The sequence below is a fragment of the Erwinia sp. L03-1 genome, from assembly GCF_058686115.1.
This window is the reverse complement of sequence record NZ_CM178762.1, coordinates 1483002-1503654: the sequence shown is the minus strand read 5'-3', so window position 1 is coordinate 1503654 and position 20653 is coordinate 1483002. Positions and strand designations below refer to the sequence as shown.

Sequence of the window (20653 nt, the reverse complement as noted above, 5' to 3'; positions counted from 1 at the left end):
ACCTCATTAAAGGTGCAATGATGCCAAACGTAATATTTCGTTTTGCGTAGCGGTTTTTGTGTCTACTATGCCTGCAACCATGCCGTTACTCATTACCAGAATCCGGTCGGTAATGCCTATCAGCTCTGGCATTTCGGAGGAGATAATAATAATACCCTTCTCTCTCTTCGCCAGCTCTGAAATAAGCTGATAAATTTCAAACTTTGCCCCGACGTCAATGCCGCGCGTTGGCTCATCCAGCATTAATATTTCAGGCTGGGTGAGCAGCCAGCGGCCAATAATAACCTTCTGCTGATTCCCTCCCGATAAGGAGCCAATCGACGTGCGGTGTCCCGGCGTTTTCACCCGCATGGCATCAATAACCCACTGGGTGTCGCTTTTCATCCGCTTATTATCAAGCAGGCCCACGCTGTTTTTATATTTACGAATATTGGAAATCAGAGAGTTAAAGCCGATATCCAGGAAAGCGTAAATACCCGTCGCGCGACGCTCTTCGGTAACCAGCGCAAAGCCGTGATTAATTGCTTCGTTGGCGCTGTGGTTATTGATTTTTTTGCCGTGCAGCCGGATGGTGCCGCCGGATTTCTCGCGAATGCCAAACAGGGTTTCGACAATATCGGTGCGCTTTGCCCCCACCAGTCCGGCAATGCCCAGAATTTCACCCTTGCGCAGATCGAAGGAGATATCGCGGATCGACGGCTGGCGCAGCGAGGTGAGGTTGCGCACTTCCAGAATGGTTTCCCCCGGCACGTTCGATTTATCCGGGAAGCGCTGATTGAGCGAACGCCCCACCATCATCGCTATAATCTTATCCATATCCAGCCCTTCCAGCGGCTGGGTAATAATCCACTGACCGTCGCGCAGGATAGTTATCTCATCACAAAGCTGGAAAATTTCCTCCATTTTATGCGAAATATAAACGATCCCGCAGCCGCGCGCTTTCAGCTTACGGATGATCGTGAACAGATGATTCACCTCTTTTTCCGTCAGCGAGGAGGTCGGCTCATCCATAATGACGATTTTTGCATCATAGGAAAACGCTTTGGCAATTTCGATCATCTGCATCTGCGATACGGACAGCGTAATCACTTTATCGCGCGGGTCGATATTAATATCCAGCTCGTCGAATATCGCTTTGGTATCGCGATACATTTTATCCTGATCGACAAATATGCCTTTTTTCGGATAGCGCCCAAGCCACATATTATCCATTACGGTGCGCTGGAGTACCAGATTCAGCTCCTGATGCACCATCGACACGCCGTTTTCCAGCGCTTCCTTCGCGCTGTTAAAATTAACTTCCTGGCCCTGAAAAAGAATGGTTCCCGCGTCTTTGCTGTAAATGCCAAACAGGCATTTTAATAACGTCGATTTCCCCGCGCCATTTTCCCCCATCAGGGCATGGACGGAGTGCGGACGCACTTTCAGATTTACATGGTCCAACGCTTTCACACCCGGGAATGACTTACTGACATCGGTCATCTCCAGCAGATATTCGCGCTGTGTTTGCACTTTATCACTGGCCATAGTTCTACCTGGCTAATCGTTGCGTGAAACCAGGCGGGCCCGATCGCCAGCCCGGTAGCGGGCGCAGAGGGCTGCGCCCGTCAGATCTGAGTTATTTAGAGAACTGGGCCAGGTTGTCTTTATCCACCGGCACGTACGCCACGCGTACCACTTTGCCATCCAGTTTGTACTGGGTGCCTTCGGTTGCGGGCTTGCCAGCGGCCAGGTTTTTCGCCAGTTCAAAGGTCGCTTTCGCCTGGTTCCCGGCATCGTTCAGCACGGTGCCGGCCATTGCGCCCGATTTCACCATGGCCAGCGCTTCCGGCAGGGCATCAACGCCGAAGACCGGTACGGAGGATTTGTTATGGGCTTTCAGCGCCTCAACGGCACCCATGGCCATCGCATCGTTATTGGCGATGACCACTTCAATTTTGTTGCCGTTCGGGCCGGAGAGCCAGGCATCCGTCTTGTCTTTCGCCTGGGCCGTGTCCCACATCGCGGTATCAAGATGCAGCTGCTGGGTTTTCAGGCCATCTTTATTCAGGGTGTCGATAACATATTTGGTGCGGGCTTCCGCATCCGGGTGGCCAGGCTCGCCTTTAAGCAGGACGAACTGGATCACGCCATCTTTGTTCAGATCCCATGACGGGTTGGCTTTCCAGTGTTTCTCTATCAGTTCGCCCTGCTTCACCCCGGACTCTTTTGAGTCGGTCCCGACGTAATACGCTTTGTCATAGCTGGCCAGCGCTTTGGCGGTCGGCTCTTTATTGAAAAAGACCACCGGAATATCATTCGCTTTGGCTTTCGCTATCACCACTGCCGCCGCTGCCGGGTCAACCAGATTGATTGCCAGCGCCTTAACGCCTTTGGCGACCATTACATCGATCTGATCGTTTTGGGTGGACTGGCTGTTCTGTGAGTCATTCATCAGCAGCTGGATGCCCGCGCTGTTTTTGGCTTCTTTCTCGATGTCTTTACGCACGACGGACATAAAGTTGTCGTCATATTTGTATATCGTTACGCCGATACGGGTGTCGGCGGCGTGAACCGCTGCACCGAACATCATGCTGGCAGCCAGGGCGGTGAGGGTGAAAGCCTTCTTCATAATATCTCCGGTTTTAAACAGGGTGGTCTGCGGCGTCGCGGGTCTGCAACAGCGCGATCCCGGCGAGGCGTTAAGGTTGACGTAACGTTAAGCAAAGCCAAATATTTGTTAAATAAAAACGACTTCCCCCTGCGGTACCACTTCCGAATGGCAATGTAAGTAATTATTTCACATCGCCAGAAACCGCCTTCATATAAGGGTTGACCTGCGTTACATAATGTTTCATTGCCGTCAGGTCGCAGCCATCATAGAGAATGGGATGTTAATTAACTGTGAATTTACTCACAGATTGAAAACGGTTACACCAGAGATTCACCTGAGTTAGTGACCGGCTCCGCATTTTGGCAGAACGTTACCGAATGACGGCGTACCAGCGTGGGCATAAAGCAGTGCTGTTCGCTTTCATCCAGCTCACCAGCCGCGCCCCTGAGTGCTAATTCTGTCGCCAGCTTTGCCATAGAAATAATCGGGTAGCGCACCGTCGTTAACTGCGGATCGGTATAGCGTGAAATGGGAATATCATCGAAGCCGACCAGGGATAACGCCTGCGGTACCCGGATGCCGTTATCCTTCAGTGCGGCCAGCGCGCCTGCCGCCATACTGTCGTTGTAGGCAAAAACCGCACTCAGATGCAGGTTGCGGCCAAGCAGTTCAACCATTGCCGCTTCGCCCCCCTGCATATCCGGCTCACCGCTGGCTATCCAGTTTTCCGGCGGCAGAATGCCCTGCTCCAAAAGCCCCTGCCGCCAGCCCTCACGTCGCTGATGCACATCTTCAATCCCGTGGCTGGAGGCCAGATAACCGATACGTTGATGTCCCTGCTGATGCAGCATGCGGGTGGCCATCAGCGCACCGCTGACGTTATCCAGACAGACGCAGCGGTGTGCGTAGCCCGGCACCACGCGATTGATCAGCACCATGCCGGGCACCTCGTCCATCAGCGAAATCAGCTCTGCATCCTCTAGCGCCTTCGCATGCACCACCAGGGCATTACAGCGCTGACGGATCAGTACCTCAATGGCATGCCGCTCTTTGTCTGCCTGATGATAGGCGTTGTTAATCAGCACGTGCTTTTGCCAGCGCTGGGCAACGGAATCCACCGCCTTGACCAGCGCACCAAAGAAGGGATCGGAGACGTCCATCACGACAACGCCAAGGGTATCGCTGACCTGGGTAACCAGCGCCTGAGCATTGGCATTGGGTCGATAGCCGAGGCCCTCGACCGCCTTTAACACCGCATCGCGGGTACTCTGCGTGACCACGGCGCTGTTATTCAGTACGCGTGAGACGGTGGCCACCGAGACGCCCGCCGCGCGGGCGACATCACGAATGGTCATCATGGGCAGTTGCCCGGAGAGAATGATCGTTGCATAGCCCTTCCAGATGTCAGGTTGACTGGAGGCTATTCTTACAGCATCAGCGGCGGGGCTACGTGAAAGTCGTCACAGGGATGAAAACGGTTACAACGCTTTATCCTGCCTTTGTGAGCGGCATCATCTTCCTGACGACGCGGATATTACTCCTTTCCCGGATAGCCCGCCGTCAGGGGCCGCCCGCCGCTCAGCAGCGTCAGTCTGCGCCATAGCCATTCAACCGGCCCCTGACGGAAATGGCTCAGCCAGAAGAGGGAAAACAACAGGTTGATCAGCCAGACGGCAGGCACCATCGCCACCAGCTGCCAGCGATCCCATTGGTTAAACCAGCCCAGGCGGTTAAACAGGGTGGTGCATATCAGGGTTTGCAGCAGATAGTTGGTTAGCGCCATACGCCCCACGCAGCTCACTGCCCGGGTTATCCTCAGGCGCGACAATGTGGGCCAGTAGCCAAAACAGAGCGCCGCGTACCCTACTGCCTGTAGCGGCGCGCTGATTTCACGGGGAACCTGCAGAAAAAAGCCGGACCAGCGGAATTCCCAGCCGGAAGCCCACTGTAAAGCGATAGCGGGAAGCTCAATCAGCCAGGCCAGCGAGATGAGGATCGCGGCGGTGCGACGATAATGTGCCAGGCTATAGCTGCCTTTCAGCCAGCCGCTGCGCATCAGGGCGCTGCCGACCATCATCAACCCGGCCAGCTGCCAGCCATACTGCACGGCCAGCGCCATCAGGCCGGATGAGAAGAGATTGAGCCGGTTCAGAATCGCAGGCCAGCCCCCCTGGGTCTTCCAGAAGGTTTCGTACTGCACGTCGGCAAAGCCCGGGAGCCAGCTACTGTTGGGATGCACAGCGGCCCCCAGCCCCAGCACGACAAGCGCACAGCTGCCAACCAGGTAGAGCATTACGCCGGTATTGAAGAGCTGACGGCTGGAGGAGACATCGCGGATCATCCGCCAGACCACCAGCCCAATCAGCCCGTAGTCGAACAGAATATCGCCGTCCCACAGAAGCGTGCCGTGCAGGAAACCTAACAGCACCAGCCAGGTGAGCCGCGCCTGGAGCCAGCGTTTGCCGCGCGGCAGCAGCATCTGCAGACCGGCACCAAACAGCAGGGCAAACAGGGCAAGGAATTTTTCCTGGGCAAAGAGATCGACCAGCGCCCAGCACCAGGCGTCATAATCCGGCGGCAGCCCGTGCCAGGCCGGATTAAGGTAGGCGGCCCGGGGCAGGCCAAACGCGATGATATTGAGCAGCAGAATGCCCAGAATAGCCAGCCCACGGATAAAATCCAGCGTGTGAATACGCGGCATGAGGCCTGTCCTGTGTTAAAGCAAAACTGATGGCCCGTCAGGCATCAGCTATGGCGTACTGCGCGAAGAAACTCCTGCCGCGTGTTCTGGCTGGATTTGAATAATCCTCCCAGCGACGTGGTGGTGGTGGCACTGGTCGCATCGCGAATGCCGCGCGCCTTCACGCAGTAGTGTACCGCATCAATGGATACGGCCACGTTATTGGTGCCGAGCAGGGTTTGCAGCGCCACCAAAATCTGCTGGGTAAGGCGCTCCTGCACCTGCGGGCGCGAGGAGAAAAACTGCACGATGCGGTTAATCTTCGACAGGCCGATGACCTTTTCCTTAGGGATGTAGGCCACGGTGGCCTTACCGTCGATAATGACGAAGTGATGTTCACAGGTGCTGGTCAGGGTGATATCACGCACCGTCACCATTTCATCGACCTTCATCTTATTTTCGATAACGGTAATTTTGGGAAAGTTGGCGTAGTCGAGACCAGAGAAGACCTCATTAACGTACATTTTCGCGACGCGATGCGGCGTTTCGGCCAGGCTGTCGTCTGTAAGGTCCAGATTCAGTAGCTGCATGATTTCAGTCATATGACCGGCGATCAGGCGTTTGCGGGTTTCGTCATCCATTTCACGCGCAGGCGAGCGTAACGGGGTTTCCAGTCCACGCGCAAGCAGCGCTTCGTGAACCAGTGCGGCTTCCTGACTTAACGTAGCCATGGCGATCTTTTCTCCAGCGGGTGTTATTCCGGCCCCGGGCGGGACCGGCAAAAATTCTGAGGCGCTATTCTGGTACACAATGCGACGTTAATCCAGTGAATCAATTTAAACCGGGATGAAACTGTTTCACGCAGCTTCAGGCACAGGGTACTCAGGATGCGGGTGGCATCTTTTACGCCGCCGCCGGGTCGCGCTTCCAGACCAGCGCGCCGGCCACCAGCAGCGCCACCCCGGCCACGTACAGCGCGGGCTCCAGCCGGTGCGTTAGCTGGGTGGAAAGCGCCGACAGCAGCGGCCCCAGCAGCTGACCTACCGCATAGCCAGTGGTCAACAGGCCCGCCATGTAGCGGGCATGCTGCGGCACCAGCTCGCGGGCGTAGTGCAGGGTAAGCTGCACTACGCAGAGAAAACCGCCCCCCATCAGCACCGCACCCAGCGCCAGACCGCCGATCCCCGGCATCATCTCGACGACAAAGACCCCTGCCGCCTGCGCCCAGAGCACGATCGCCAGCCGGACGTTAGCCTGACCGAAATGGCGGGTGAGAATGCCAAGGCCAATGCCGATAACCGCTGCCCCGCCAAATATCGGCCAGACGTACTGGGCAAAGGGACTGCCGGGAAAGCGCGAAACCGCCATCTGTGACAGAAAGGTCGCGGGCAGGATATAGCCAAAACCCGCCAGACTGTAGCTCCAGACCAGCTTTTTCAGACCCAGCGTCAGCACCAGCGGCGCAGGTGCCGTTTCAGGACGGTGAAGCTCCCCGGGGCCCGGCAGGTTGCGGGCAATAAGCGCAATCAGGACCAGCGCCAGCAGTCCGTAGGCCAGCCACGCCATAGCGGCGCTGACGTGTTGTCCGTGCAGTACGACCGCCAGCATGCCGCTAAGAAAGATCCCGGTTCCCGGCCCGGCGAAAACGGCGGCGCTCAGTCCGGCACGGCCATATTTATGCAGCTGTTCATTACTCCAGGCGGCAATCAGCACCATGGCCCAGCCGCTGGCCCAGCCAATCAGAAAGCGGACGATGCCATGCAGCCAGGGTCCTTCAACGCAGGCTGAGAGCAGCGTCAGCCCCACCGCCCCCCAGACGCCGACCTTCAGACGACGCTCCACCCGTCGGGTCGCGCGCATGGCATCGTAAGAACCGCACAGATAGCCGAGATAGTTGATGGCGGCCACTACCGCCGCGCTGGTCAGGGAGAGCTGATGCTCGCCGATCATCAGCGGCACCTGTGGGGTGAAGGCAAAGCGGCCAATCCCCATCGCAACCACCAGTGATAAAAAAGCGCTCAGCGCCACGCGAAAAGCCATATCCCCGCTCCTGAAGTTAAATGCGCCCGTCGACAGCTTGCCGACAAAGGGTTGCCAGTATGATGCAGTATCGCTACACTGACGGAAAGTGAATAATCATCACCAACTTGCTTACAAAAAGAGAAGGCATGGATCTGACGCAGTTGAAAATGTTCTGTTCAGTAGCGGAAACGGGTTCGCTGGCACGCGCGGCTGAGCAGCTGCACCGCGTACCCTCCAACCTGACCACGCGTCTGCGCCAGCTGGAGCAGGAACTGGGGGCCGATCTCTTTATCCGTGAGAAGCAGCGCCTGCGCCTTTCGCCGGTAGGGCATAATTTTCTTTGCTACGCCCAGCGCATTCTGGCGCTGAGTGAGGAAGCGATGAGTATGGCGCATAACGGCGAGCCGGGAGGCAATTTTGCCCTCGGCTCAATGGAGAGCACGGCGGCGACCCGCCTGCCCGTGCTGCTTGCCGCTTATCATCAGCGTTACCCTGGCGTGGCCCTGTCGCTGATAACCGGCACCTCTGGCGAGGTTATCAGCCGGGTACGCGAAGGTACGCTGGCCGCGGCGCTGGCCGATGGTCCCATTACGGCGGACGAGCTTAACAGCTGCATTGTCTTCCATGAAAAGATGGTGTTGATTTCAGGTCTCGGCCATTCGCCCATTAAACATCCCGCCGATGCCGTGGGGGAAACGCTGTTTGCCTTTCGCCCCAGCTGTTCCTATCGGCTGCGCTTCGAAAACTGGTTTCGCAGCAGCGGCATTCAGCCCGGCGGTTTTATGGAGATACAGTCTTACCACGCGATGCTCGCCTGCGTGGCCAGCGGCGCGGGACTTGCCCTGTTGCCCGAATCGGTTCTCGAGCAGCTTCCGGCTCGGGCGGGCGTCCAGCGTCATGCCCTGCCCGCTGACGTCAGCGAGACCGACACCTGGCTGGTCTGGCGGCGTGACGCCTTTACCCCTAACGTAAAGGCACTGAAGTCGCTAATTATTGAGCACATCGACGATGCGTCAGATCCTGACGAAATTCGTCCATAATTAATAATCCCCCTGATGCACTGAAACGACTAAAGAGAATAACTATGGAAATGATCAAAACGCGCGCCGCCGTGGCCTGGGCTGCCGGTGAGCCACTCAAAATTGAAGAAGTTGATTTAATGCCACCGCAAAAGGGCGAAGTGCTGGTGCGCATCGTGGCAACCGGCGTGTGTCATACCGATGCTTACACCCTTTCCGGCAAGGATCCTGAGGGCGTGTTCCCGGCCATCCTCGGCCATGAAGGCGGCGGTATTGTTGAAGCCGTGGGCGAAGGCGTCACCAGCGTTGCCGTGGGCGACCACGTTATCCCGCTTTACACCCCGGAGTGTGGTCAGTGTAAATACTGCCTGTCCGGTAAGACCAACCTCTGCCAGGCCATCCGTACCACCCAGGGTAAAGGGCTGATGCCGGATGGCACTACCCGCTTCTTTAAGGACGGTAAACCCATTTTCCACTATATGGGTACCTCGACCTTCTCCGAATATACCGTGATACCAGAGATTTCACTGGCGAAAATCAGCAAAGAGGCGCCGCTTGAAGAGGTGTGTCTGCTGGGCTGTGGCGTGACCACCGGCATGGGTGCGGTAATGAATACCGCCAAAGTGAAGGAAGGCGATACGGTGGCGATTTTCGGCCTGGGCGGCATTGGTCTGTCTGCCATCATCGGCGCAAAAATGGCGAAGGCGGGTCGCATCATCGGTATTGATATCAATACCAGCAAATACGATCTGGCAACCAAACTGGGCGCAACCGATCTGATTAACCCGAAAGACTATGATAAGCCGATTCAGGAAGTGATCGTTGAGATGACCGATGGCGGCGTGGATTTCTCCTTTGAGTGCATTGGTAACGTTAACGTGATGCGTTCAGCGCTTGAGTGCTGTCATAAAGGCTGGGGCGAGTCGGTGATTATCGGCGTGGCGGGCGCGGGAGAAGAGATTTCAACCCGGCCTTTCCAGCTGGTGACCGGGCGCGTCTGGCGCGGTTCCGCGTTTGGCGGCGTGAAGGGTCGGACTCAGCTACCGGGTATCGTTGAGCGTTACATGGACGGCGAGTTCCAGCTGAACGATTTTATTACCCATACGATGCCGCTGGAAGAGATCAATGACGCGTTTGATCTGATGCATGAAGGCAAGTCGATCCGTTCCGTGGTGCATTTCAGTAAATAATCGGGAGGATTAATGGCGTCCACGCTGGAACTACTTGAAGAACATCGTCTGTTTGGCGGCTGGCAGCAGCGCTATCGCCATCGTTCTGCCACCCTGAACGCCGATATGACGTTCAGTATTTTCCTGCCCGGCCCTAAGCGCGATGCGCCCCCGCCGGTGGTCTATTTTCTGGCTGGCCTGACCTGCACCGATGAGAATTTTGCCACTAAGTCGGGTGCGCAGCGCGTGGCGGCTGATTTGGGTTTGGTGCTGGTGATGCCGGATACCAGCCCGCGGGGAGAAGGCGTAGCCAATGATGAGGGTTACGATTTGGGCCAGGGCGCAGGATTTTATCTGAACGCGACCGAAGCGCCCTGGAAGCCCCATTTCCGCATGTACGATTACATTAACGAGGAGCTACCGGCACTGGTTGCCAGGAATTTTCACGTTAGCGATCGTCAGGCCATCATGGGGCATTCGATGGGGGGGCACGGTGCCATTATGCTGGCTTTGCGTAATCCGACCCGCTTTCGTTCCGCGTCGGCGTTTGCACCCATTGTTAACCCGATGGAGGTGCCCTGGGGGCAGAAGGCGTTTAGCGCCTATCTGGGCGAGGATCGGCAGGCATGGCGCGAGTATGATAGCTGCTGGCTGATGCGTCAGGCGTCATCAACGCCGCCATTGCTTATCGATCAGGGTGACGGCGATCAGTTCCTGGCCGATCAGCTGCACCCGGAGAGGCTGGAAGCGATTGCTCAGGAGAAGGGTTTTCCGTTAACCGTGCGGATCCAGCCGGGTTACGATCACAGCTATTTCTTTATTGCGAGTTTCGTGGAGGATCATTTGCGCTTTCACGCTGAGCATCTGCTGGCGTAACGAGGTTGTTTTGCGCGTATAGAGGGTTCCCATCGGGGAGCCCTTTTTTTTGGGCGGTCCGGGGTGCCGCCTGGGGGTGGGGGCCGGCAAAGGTCCGGGGTAGTCGCCTGGGGATGGGGGCCGGTGCGGCAAAGGTCCGGGGTGTCGCCTACGGGTGGGGGCCGGTGCCTGGCGGTCCTCGCGCCGCGCGTGGCGCGGTTCCTTCGCTCCGTTCGTCGACCTTTCGGACCGGGCATGACGGGACGTCCCTGTCCCGGCATGCCCTTGTGCCAGCATCCCTGCTGGCCCATCCGGGTCGTCCTCTCTCCACTCAGCGCTACGGATTGCCTGTCACCGGCCCCCACCCGTCTGCTCCTTTCGCATTGTGCTCGCTGCGGGTAAGAGCGGTTCCGGGGGTAACATAAACTCTTTCGGTAGGTTTGGAAGAGGAAGAACTCTGCAAAAAACTCAGCGCTATAGGCTGGGCAGGCGCTATCAAAAGCACATTACCGGATTACCTGCCAGTGGGCCGGGCGGGCTACAAAGCCTGAGCGTTTTTAGGGCTTAACTGGAAGTCGTGCTGATGATACCTGCGGAGAGCTAAAGGGTTTTACTCAAAGCAGCTCAGCAGCCTGAGAGGTGGACAATCCCTGCGGTTGACGGGCATCCCGCAGCGCTGCGGCGAGGACGGAGGGCCAGGCGAGGGCAGCAGGGATGCTGCACTCAGGGAGCGGCGGGCAGGGATGCCCGCTCGCGACCGGGCCGTCCGGCCCGGCGTCGGAGCCAAAGGCACCAGGCAAAGCCTGTAGCTGCGACGCCCGGCAAACGCTGGGATTGTCCACCGGAAAAGCCGATATTGCAGCTTCATGACGCCCGGCGAACGCTGGGATTGTCCCCGGAAAAGCCGATATTGCAGCCCGGCGAATGCTGCGCGGGCCACATGGACGCCTTAGAAGGTGTAATCCACCGCAGCGAAATAGCGACGGCCATCTTCGTTATAGCTATAGCTATCACGTTCCAGCGCCTTATCCCCCAGATTCATCACCCCCGCTTTCAGCTTCACTGCCTTAGTGGCCCGCCAGCTCCCCCCTGTGTTCCATAGCATATAACCGCCCGGCGTCACGCCGTTGTTCTTCAGGGTCCGACGCTGCCCTGAATAGTTCGCCTGTAGCCAAAATGCCCAGTCCGGCAGCGGTGACCAGTCCAGCGTCCCGTTGGCGGTATGCAGCGGCAGCTCCTTCAGTGGCTTATTGCCCCCATCGCTAAGATCGCGCCCGTCGCTGTAGGTATAATTCAGCGACAGCTTCCACGCGTCCGTAAAGGGAACAGAAACCTCACTCTCCACGCCGGTAATGCGCGCTTTATTCACATTGTAATAGCGGAAAATGGGCTTACCGTCCTTATCAAACCCCACAAAATTACTGTAGCCGGGTGCCAGCTCTTTTGAGGCGGTACGCGCCACGCTGATCATATCGCTAATATTGTTCTGAAAAGCCGTAATGCTGCCGGTTACGCCATCAAGCAGCCCGTCCTCTCCCGCATAGTAAAGACCCAGCTCCACGCTCTCGCTGGTTTCTGGCTTAAGATCTTTACTACCGACAATACCGCAGCCGCCGCGACAGGAGTTCGCCTGCCAGTCAGGGCTGAGCTGTAGCAGCGAAGGCGCTTTAAACGCGTTGGCCCAGCCGCCTTTCACCGTCAGGGTATCGCTGGCGTTATAAACCAGATAGGCGCGCGGACTCCAGTGATCGCCATAAGTCTGATGATCATCCATACGAACACCGGTGGTCAGCGCCAGCGCGTCGAAAATTCGCCACTCATCCTCGACAAAAAGGGCAAACTGGCTGGCAGAAGTGCGTCCACTGCCCGTCAGGTTGACCGGGTCCGTCAGCGTATCATGTCGCATTTCGCCCCCGAAGGTCAGCAGCTGGCTGATATCGGCCAATGGCATAACCAGCTTGCCTTCCAGCGCATTGTTCTGCGCCACGATATTATCGCTACCGGTATAGTTGTCTATCCGATCGCCGTAAAAGCGCAGTTCGGTATTCACCCCGCCCCAGCGGCCATTGTGGCCCAGCGAGTAGTTCTGCCGTTCCAGGCGGTTCTTGTCCAGCGAGTCGGAATCACGATCCTGACGGTTCACGCCGTAGCCCAGGGTCAGCTCCTGATCATCCGTCGGCGTCAGCGTAAATTCCACGTTGGCATCGCGGGTGGTGTAGCCCTCAATGCGCGGCGACAAGCCCGTCGCCGAGGTGGAAGACATCTGCTGACTGTCCTTCCCCCGCCTGCCCAGGCTACCGTAAATTTTCGCGCCCAGCAGATCCTCAACAATCGGCCCGCTGGTAAAGAAATTGCCATTTTCGCTGTCACCACGATCGCGATGCTCCTGCACCGTGGCATCGGCGCTCAGCGTCCCGTGCCACGCCCTGCCTACCTTACGGGTAATGATATTCACTACCCCACCCAGCGCATCCGAGCCGTAAAGCGAGGACATCGGTCCGCGCACCACCTCAATACGTTCAATGGCATCGGCGGGTATCCAGTTGAGGTCGAAGTCATTATGTCGAAACACGGCATTTCGCGAATTGACCCGCTTGCCGTCGATCAGAATCAGCGTATAGCTGCTATCCAGCCCGCGCAGGCTGACGCCTTTACGGTTATCGCCTTCGTTACTGAGCTGTATGCCGGGAACGTCGCGAAGCACGTCGCTGAGGTTTTGTACGGGCCTGCGTTGCAGATCTTCAGCGGTAATAACGCTGATGCTGGCGGGGGCGTCTTTGAGATTCACTTCTACCGAGGACGCGGTGACAACCATCGTCTCTTCTTTTTCATCACGTTCTTCAGCCGCAGCCGGGAACGCCAGAACCAGTGCGGAGGCGCACAGCCCACCGCGTAACAGAGGGTTTAATCTGAACATATCCTTCTCCTTGGTAATGCTTAATGTGTTATCAGTCCTTTTGCTCACACTTAAAACAGCCAATTTTACCGCTACCGGTTCACCGGTTTATTTTTTAATACGGGGCGCAAGCGCCCCGCTTACTGCTGGGGTAACGGGGCGTAAACCTTAACCGTTACCCTTAAAGCATCGTAAGTATCTGAAGCATCTGAAGCATCTGAAGCATCTGAAGCATCAGAATACCGGCGCGGTCACCAGACCATCAATTAGCACCTGTGGCGTACCCTGAGAGCAGCGCTCAATGCGCCCTCTTACGCCGTAGACGCTTGCCAGGCTCGCCGGAGTGATAACCTCTTCCGGCGTACCGTCAGCGATCAGCTCGCCGTTTTTCAGCATCAGTACGTGTTCGCCGTGACGCAGCGCAATATTGATATCGTGTACCACGACCACGGTAATGATATTTCGCCTGCGGGTTTCCCGCCGAACGAGATCCATTACGTGAAACTGATAGTTCAAATCCAGCGCGCTTAGCGGTTCATCAAGCAGCAGAAGTTCCGGCCGACGGATTAGCGACTGGGCCAGACCCACCAGCTGTTTTTGACCGCCAGAGAGCTGGTCCAGATAGCATAAAGCCAGATGGGCGATGCCCAGCTGATCCAGCAGGGCCATGACTTCCGCCTCGCTATCGGCGCTGCTGCGGCCACCGGATGCGCGCTGCGCAACAATAATCGATTCCAGCACGTGCAGATGAACGCCTGCAGGTAACGACTGTGGCAGATAAACCACACGCTCCGCACGACGGGCAAACGGCAGCGACATCAGCTCACAGCCATTGACCCACAGTTCGCCATGCGCGCGGTTTAGGCCTGCCAGGGACCGCAACAGCGTAGATTTACCGCAGCCGTTTGGCCCCAGCAGCACGGTGATCTTCCCACGTGGTAAACAGGGAACATTCAGATTACTGATGACCCTGCGCTTCGGATAACCGGCATGGAAACCGCTGATCGTTAAACCGTCCATCAGACCGTCCCCCGGTGGCGCAGAATAATACTCAGGAAGAAAGGTACACCGACCAGTGAAGTGACGATCCCGACCGGAATAATCACTCCGGGGATCAGGTTTTTCGACACGACCGACGCCATGGACAGTACCAGCGCGCCAGTCAGCGCACTCGCAGGCAGATAATAGCGATGGTCTTCACCAAAGATCATACGGGCGATATGCGGTGCCACCAGGCCAATAAAACCAATCGGTCCCACAAAGGCGACCGCCAGCGCAGAGAGAATACTGATACGCAGCAGCGTACCCAGACGCAGACGCCGCACGTCAATGCCAAAACTCACCGCGCGATCTTCGCCCAGGCGCAGCGCCGTCAGCTTCCATGAACTCATCATCGAGAACGGAACCAGTATCGCAAAGGCCAGCGTCAGCACGCCCAGCTTTTGCCAGGAGGCGCGCGCCAGGCTGCCCATGGTCCAGAACACCAGCCCCTGAAGCGTGTCTTCGCTGGCGATAAACTGCATCATCGAGACCAGCGCATTAAACGTAAACACCAGCGCGATGCCAAACAGCACCACGCCGGAGGTGGCAACCTGCGTCCAGCGGGTCACGCCATCCAGCATCAGCGCGGCGATCAGCGCAAAGATAAAGGCATTACCCGAGATAAACCACTGGTCAGGAATGCCGGGGATGCCGATACCCAGTACGATAGCCAGCGCGGCACCAAAGGCGGCGGCAGACGACACCCCAAGGGTAAAGGGGCTGGCCAGCGGATTATTCAGAATGGTTTGCATCTCTGCCCCTGCCAGGCCGAGCGAGAGTCCTACCACCACTGCCATCAGCGCATAGGGCAGGCGAATGTCCCAGACTATAACGCGCGTTCCGGCATCAACACTCTCCGGCGACAGCAGCGTCCGCCAGAGATCATGCAGGGAGAGCCCGGACGGACCCAGCGTAAAATCCAGCATGAGCGAAGCGAGAATAGCCAGTACCAGCACGGCCATCAGCAGCAGGCGATAGCGAAGCAGCTGATGGTAACGTCCCATCACGCTCTCTTTAGGCTGTTTTTCGACGTACTGCATGGAGTCGTGGGTCACACTCATGGTTAATACCTGTAATTGTTCGCGCTGAGGCAGGAGAAGCAGCGGCGTAACAATAAAGCAAATGATAATGGTTATCAATGGTATTAGTAGTAAGAAGCTGTGACCAAAAGGGCGCGGAAGCCGCGCCCTGTGCGTATCACGCTGTCTGAATTAGCGATTACTGGAAGGGAATACCATCTCGCTGTACTTCACAAAACGGGTTTTTTTGGTCAGCCGGTAGCCCAGCCAGATAATCAGGAACAGCGGCAGACCAATATAGGTGGCCGCAACCGAATACCAGTCGATACGATCCTGCAAAAAGGCCTGATAGTTCTGTCCCAGGGTGATGGTCAGACAAAGAATAAAGGCAAAAATCGGGCCCAGCGGGAATAGGCCTGAGCGGTAAGGCAGTTCGGCGACCGAATGCCCCTGCGCGATATAGCCCCGGCGGAAACGATAATGGCTGATGGCAATACCCAGCCAGGCGATAAAGCCGGTCATCCCGGAGGTATTCAGCAGCCAGAGATAGACCGTCTGGTTGCCAAACATCGAGGAGAGAAAACAGAGCCCGGCGACCACGGTGGTGGCATACAGCGCATTACGGGGTACGCCGCCTTTCGACAGCTTGCCAAAGATGCGCGGCGCTTTGCCTTCCCGCGCCAGGGTAAACAGCATACGGGTGGAGGCATACATGCCTGAGTTACCCGCCGACAGCACCGCCGTCAGGATGACGGCATTCATCACCGCCGCCGCCGAAAGCAGACCCGCGTGTTCGAACACCAGGGTAAAGGGACTTACGCTGATATCCTTCACGTCGTTACGCAGCAGGCGCGGGTCGGTATAAGGGATAAGCAGGCTAATCACCAGTATCGCCAGCACGTAGAACAGCAGAATACGCCAGAACACCTGGCGCACGGCGCGGGGGATGTTCTTCGCCGGATCCTCGGACTCACCGGCGGCGATGCCAATCAGCTCCGTTCCCTGGAAAGAGAAGCCGACAATCATTGCCACGCCGATCATGGCTGAAAAGCCGCCGGAGAACGGTGCATCGCCGATTTGCCAGTTGTGCCAGCCGGCATTCTCACCGCCGCGCAGAATGCCCGCGATCATCAGCACGCCTACCGCGATAAAGATAATGACCGTCACGACTTTGATTAAGGAAAACCAGTACTCCGCCTCACCAAAACCCTTTACCGAGATGTAGTTAAGCAGAAAAATCACGCCCATAAATAGCGCGCTCCAGATCCAGCCGGGGGTATCAGGGAACCACCAGGTCATCACCAGCTGGGATGCCACCAGATCAACAGCGATGGTCACAGCCCAGTTGTACCAGTAGTTCCAGCCCAGTGCGAAGCCAAAGCCTTCCTCAACGTAGTTCGCGCCATAGGTGGCAAAGGAGCCGGTGACCGGCATAAAGGCAGCAAGCTCCCCCAGGCTGGTCATCAGGAAATAGACCATCAGGCCGATCAACACATAGGAGAGCAGCGCCCCGCCCGGACCCGCCTGGGAAATGGTCGCACCCGAGGCAACAAACAAGCCGGTACCAATTGAACCCCCAATGGCGATCATCGTCAGATGACGCGCCTTTAACTCACGCCTTAGCGCAGGCTGTTCTGTTGTTTTTTTGTCCTTAACCATCTTGAAATGCTGTATCCTGGATAAATAAGGCGCGATTGTAACAAACTCCCCCCGCAGGGATAGTGATTCCACCGCGATATAAGATAGGTTCATGATCAGCCCGGAATTATAAGCAACAGCCCCTTATCCCGCGTCAATACCACGGTAATACTTATAACGCAGGTGCCAGGGCAGGCATATCGCGGTCAGGGACTAGTCGCTGAGGAGCACAACAGCGGTCAGGGACTATTCGATACAGTAGCTGAGGAAGCGCAGCAGCGGTCGGGAAAGATGTTTCTGCCGATGGTGGATACGATACAGCGTCCGCTTGAGTTCGGGCAGAGGAATGGCCACCTCGCGCAGCGTTCCCAGCGCCAGCGGCTCCTCTATAACCCGGCGCGACAGGCAGCTGATGCCCATGCCGTGACGCACCGCATGCTTGATTGCTTCTGAATTCCCCAGCTCCAGCGCCAGCCTGAACTGCGGCAGATGGGAAAGCAGCAGATAATCGACGATTTCTCGCGTCCCCGACCCCTTTTCACGCAGGATCCAGGTGGCGCTGGCCAGCGTATCAAGCGTGACCGGCTGGTTGAAGATATCTGCATCGGGTGCGGCAAACACCACCAGCTCATCCTCCAGCCAGGGTTCGCTTATCAGATCGGGTCGGTGACACGGGCCTTCAATCAGGCCAATATCGACCCGAAAGTCGGCGACCGCATTAATCACTTCCTGGCTGTTACCGACGCTCAGCTCGAGCGGCAAATCAGGATAATCGCGGCGCCAGCCGGCAATCATGCCAGGCAGCAGGTAATTGCCGATGGTACTGCTGGCATAAACCCGCAGGGCGCCGTTGTCCTCACGAAACAGCTGCTCTATTTCCATTGCCTGTTCCAGCAGCGCCAGCGCACGCGGGTAGAGCAGCCGCCCATGTTCGTTCACCACCAGCCGTTTGCCCACCCTGTCAAACAGCTGGACGCCGATCTGCCCTTCGAGATCGGCCAGTGCTGCGCTGACGGCCGACTGGGACAGCGACATTCCCTGTGAGGCCTGAGTGGTGGATCCACTTTTCAGTACCTCGCAGAACACCTCCAGCTGCCTTAACGTGATATGCATAACTTCCCCCTCTCCATCTGATAATGGCCCTAAATCTATCTCTAATAGTGGTTAATAATAAATATATAATCTATTTCTCTTTTAAACCAGCATTCTCCATGCTGTACGTATTGAAAAGGAGCGAGCCATGACTGATTTTACTTTCCCCACTTTCCCTGCGCGACCAGAGCGCTTTATTCCGGGATTGCTGATGGCGCTGCTGCTCGCCGCAGCCGCCACCTGGCTGAGCGCCCTGCCGGTGATAGCCTCACTCGGGCTGGGTGCGCTAACGCTGGCGATTATTGTCGGGGTCGTTTTCGGCAACACGCTCTACTTTCGCGTTGCGGCCCGCTGTGATGTGGGCGTGTTGCTGACAAAGCAGCGTCTGCTGCGGCTGGGGATAGTGCTGTATGGCTTTCGGCTGACCGTTCAACAGCTCACGGAAGTGGGCATACGGGGCATCGCCATTGATTTGCTGACCCTCAGTTCAACCTTTTTTATCGCCTGCTGGGCAGGACGACGCCTGCTGGGCCTCGATCGGGAGTCTGCGTGGCTGATCGGTGCAGGCAGCAGTATCTGTGGCGCAGCGGCAATTCTGGCGACGGGACCGGTGATCAAAGCTGATTCAGCGAAAGTGGCCGTCGCCGTTGCCACCGTGGTGATTTTCGGCACCCTGGCGATTTTCATTTATCCCCTGCTCTACCCCTATGCGCATAGCCTGTTTCCGCATCTGACGCCTGAAATCTGGGGCGTTTATACCGGGTCAACGCTGCATGAAGTGGCACAGGTTGTCGCTGCCGGACACGCCGTCGGCCCGGAAACCGAAAACGCTGCCGTGATCGCGAAGATGCTGCGCGTGATGATGCTGGCTCCTTTCCTGCTGCTGCTCAGTGCCTGGGTAAAACGTACGGCCAGCCAGAGCGGTACCCTAAAGACCAGGATCCAAATCCCCTGGTTTGCTCTGCTGTTTATTGTCGCCGTACTGGTCAACTCGCTGCATCTGCTACCCGCCTCGCTGGTTAGCGGACTTACCCAGGTCGATAATGTGCTGCTGGCTGCCGCAATGGCGGCGCTGGGGTTGACCACCCGCTTTGCAGACCTCAGGCAAGCCGGTACAAAACCCCTTATGCTGGGTGGACTGCTTTTTATCTGGCTGATCGCCGGCGGTGGCATTATCAACCTGACCGTACAGCATCTGTGGTCATAACTTACCGTGCAGCATCTGTGGTCATCGCTTACCGCCTGCGGTTATCATTGCGGCCTGAAAAGAGGCCAATAACAGGAGAGATGGCATGAAATATATTGGTGCCCACGTCAGCGCAGCGGGCGGCGTAGACAAAGCAGTGATCCGCGCCCATGAACTGGAAGCCACGGCCTTTGCGCTTTTCACTAAAAATCAGCGCCAGTGGCGGGCCGCGCCGCTCAGTAGTGAAGTGATTACCGCCTTTCGCGAGGCCTGTGAAAAATACCATTTCACCTCCGCGCAGATCCTACCGCACGACAGTTATCTGATTAATCTTGGCCATCCGCAGCAGGAGGCGCTGGATAAGTCTCGTGAGGCGTTTTTAGATGAAATGCGCCGCTGTGAACAGCTGGGACTGTCGCTACTTAACTTTCACCCCGGCAGCCATCTGCAACAGATTGATGAAGAGGCGTGCCTGAAGCGCATTGCCGAGTCTATCAATATTGCGCTGGACCAGACTCAGGGCGTGACTGCCGTCATTGAAAATACCGCCGGACAGGGCAGCAATCTGGGATTCCGCTTTGAGCATCTGGCGGCGATTATTGATGGCGTAGAGGATAAATCACGCGTCGGCGTGTGTATTGATACCTGCCATGCCTTTGCCGGAGGATATGATTTACGTACGGAGGCGGCATGCGTGGACACCTTTGCTGAATTTGATCGCACGGTGGGCTTCGATTTTCTGCGCGGTATGCATCTCAACGATGCTAAAAGTGAATTCGCCAGCCGGGTCGACCGTCATCACAGCCTGGGTGCAGGCAATATTGGTAAAACGGTATTTAGCTGGCTGATGAAAGATGCGCGTTTTGATGGCATTCCGCTGATTCTGGAGACGGTAAATCCCGATATCTGGAAAGATGAAATCGCGTGGCTCAGGTCAGAGCAAAAGTAGTACTGCCAGATATTTTATGGCAAAGAATCCTGCTGTGCCTGTCTGCCACATTGCTCATTTCGCGGACATTCCGCGAGAAAAGAGAGCTGCGTCCTTACCCAACATCCCAGGATCGCATAAAGGCGGCATCACAGCAGGCCCCATGAAGCCTCTATCGCTGAGTAACCGAAATGGGCACACAGGCAGCCAGAAGTATTATTCTTATCAGTGAGTAAACTTTTCACCAGAGATGGCTTAACTGAAAAAAAGCGGCGTTAGCCTGTTAGTCGCTATTTAATACCCCCTTACTATTTCCCTTCGTCAACGTTAACGTACCCATAATATTTCTCGTCATGCCCCCGCCATAGCTTAACCCCACCCTCTACCACATCGTTTAAAATTATATTTTCATTTATGCCAGGCATTAAGAAATATTCATAAAATAATTCAGAAAATCATTCATTTTGTTGACAGATATATTTTAAAAGCACGTAATGAATTAATAATATCGAGTA

The 20653-nt window shown here is 56.6% G+C and carries 17 protein-coding genes; 6 read left to right on the top strand and 11 right to left on the bottom strand.

Translation table 11 applies throughout. The features are described from left to right. Positions 1-6 precede the first annotated feature (6 nt). The 6 genes from mglA to AC4PCC_RS06840 all read right to left on the bottom strand — a co-directional run bounded on the left by mglA (position 7) and on the right by AC4PCC_RS06840 (position 7313). Entirely contained in the window at positions 7-1527 is a 1521-nt protein-coding gene (gene mglA / locus AC4PCC_RS06865; RefSeq protein WP_067708580.1) for a galactose/methyl galactoside ABC transporter ATP-binding protein MglA, read from the bottom strand. A 91-nt stretch (positions 1528-1618) separates the two neighbouring features. After that, complete coding sequence (gene mglB / locus AC4PCC_RS06860) at positions 1619-2614, bottom strand: galactose/glucose ABC transporter substrate-binding protein MglB (RefSeq protein ID WP_067708584.1); 996 nt, start codon at positions 2612-2614, stop codon at positions 1619-1621. Between the two features lie 296 nt (positions 2615-2910). Then, entirely contained in the window at positions 2911-3951 is a 1041-nt protein-coding gene (gene galS / locus AC4PCC_RS06855) for an HTH-type transcriptional regulator GalS (protein ID WP_492126837.1), read from the bottom strand. A 176-nt stretch (positions 3952-4127) separates the two neighbouring features. Beyond that, on the bottom strand, positions 4128-5294 hold the full coding sequence (gene yeiB, locus AC4PCC_RS06850; protein ID WP_492126836.1) for a DUF418 domain-containing protein YeiB: 1167 nt from the start codon (positions 5292-5294) through the stop codon (positions 4128-4130). Positions 5295-5338: 44 nt separating this feature from the next. Beyond that, positions 5339-6004: a GTP cyclohydrolase I FolE gene (gene folE, locus AC4PCC_RS06845; RefSeq protein WP_067708593.1), complete on the bottom strand. Its 666-nt coding sequence runs from the start codon at positions 6002-6004 to the stop codon at positions 5339-5341. A 172-nt stretch (positions 6005-6176) separates the two neighbouring features. After that, positions 6177-7313, bottom strand: coding sequence for a YbfB/YjiJ family MFS transporter (locus tag AC4PCC_RS06840; RefSeq protein WP_492126835.1), 1137 nt, complete (start codon positions 7311-7313; stop codon positions 6177-6179). A 128-nt stretch (positions 7314-7441) separates the two neighbouring features. Here AC4PCC_RS06840 and ptrR point away from each other — a divergent pair, with 128 nt between their 5' ends. From ptrR to AC4PCC_RS06820, 4 genes are all read left to right on the top strand, one after another. Beyond that, positions 7442-8335, top strand: coding sequence for a putrescine utilization regulator PtrR (gene ptrR / locus AC4PCC_RS06835; RefSeq protein ID WP_492126834.1), 894 nt, complete (start codon positions 7442-7444; stop codon positions 8333-8335). A gap of 44 nt (positions 8336-8379) precedes the next feature. Beyond that, positions 8380-9504 carry an S-(hydroxymethyl)glutathione dehydrogenase/class III alcohol dehydrogenase gene (locus tag AC4PCC_RS06830; RefSeq protein ID WP_492126833.1) on the top strand — a complete coding sequence of 375 codons (1125 nt, stop codon included), beginning with the start codon at positions 8380-8382 and terminating at the stop codon, positions 9502-9504. 12 nt (positions 9505-9516) lie between these two features. Then, a complete protein-coding gene (fghA, locus tag AC4PCC_RS06825; RefSeq protein WP_492126832.1) occupies positions 9517-10359 on the top strand; it encodes an S-formylglutathione hydrolase in 843 nt (280 codons plus the stop codon). Between the two features lie 693 nt (positions 10360-11052). Next, on the top strand, positions 11053-11208 hold the full coding sequence (locus AC4PCC_RS06820) for a hypothetical protein (RefSeq protein WP_492126831.1): 156 nt from the start codon (positions 11053-11055) through the stop codon (positions 11206-11208). 79 nt (positions 11209-11287) lie between these two features. Here the strand turns inward: AC4PCC_RS06820 and cirA are convergent, their stop codons facing one another. From cirA to yieE, 5 genes are all read right to left on the bottom strand, one after another. Next, a complete protein-coding gene (cirA, locus tag AC4PCC_RS06815; RefSeq protein ID WP_492126830.1) occupies positions 11288-13255 on the bottom strand; it encodes a catecholate siderophore receptor CirA in 1968 nt (655 codons plus the stop codon). A 213-nt stretch (positions 13256-13468) separates the two neighbouring features. Next, entirely contained in the window at positions 13469-14257 is a 789-nt protein-coding gene (locus AC4PCC_RS06810; RefSeq protein ID WP_492127461.1) for an ABC transporter ATP-binding protein, read from the bottom strand. Then, positions 14254-15336 (bottom strand): FecCD family ABC transporter permease, encoded by a 1083-nt coding sequence (locus AC4PCC_RS06805; protein WP_067708617.1) that lies wholly within the window; start codon positions 15334-15336, stop codon positions 14254-14256. Before AC4PCC_RS06805 ends, AC4PCC_RS06810 begins: the two co-directional genes overlap by 4 nt. 150 nt (positions 15337-15486) lie before the next feature. Beyond that, positions 15487-16953 (bottom strand): amino acid permease, encoded by a 1467-nt coding sequence (locus AC4PCC_RS06800; RefSeq protein ID WP_492126829.1) that lies wholly within the window; start codon positions 16951-16953, stop codon positions 15487-15489. Between the two features lie 225 nt (positions 16954-17178). Further along, positions 17179-18045, bottom strand: coding sequence for a DNA-binding transcriptional regulator YeiE (gene yieE, locus AC4PCC_RS06795; protein ID WP_492126828.1), 867 nt, complete (start codon positions 18043-18045; stop codon positions 17179-17181). Positions 18046-18172: 127 nt separating this feature from the next. Between yieE and AC4PCC_RS06790 the strand changes: the two genes are divergently transcribed. Together AC4PCC_RS06790 and nfo are read left to right on the top strand one after the other, a co-directional pair. After that, positions 18173-19231: a YeiH family putative sulfate export transporter gene (locus AC4PCC_RS06790; protein ID WP_492126827.1), complete on the top strand. Its 1059-nt coding sequence runs from the start codon at positions 18173-18175 to the stop codon at positions 19229-19231. 85 nt (positions 19232-19316) lie between these two features. Next, entirely contained in the window at positions 19317-20159 is an 843-nt protein-coding gene (gene nfo / locus AC4PCC_RS06785; RefSeq protein WP_492126826.1) for a deoxyribonuclease IV, read from the top strand. Positions 20160-20653: the final 494 nt, after the last annotated feature.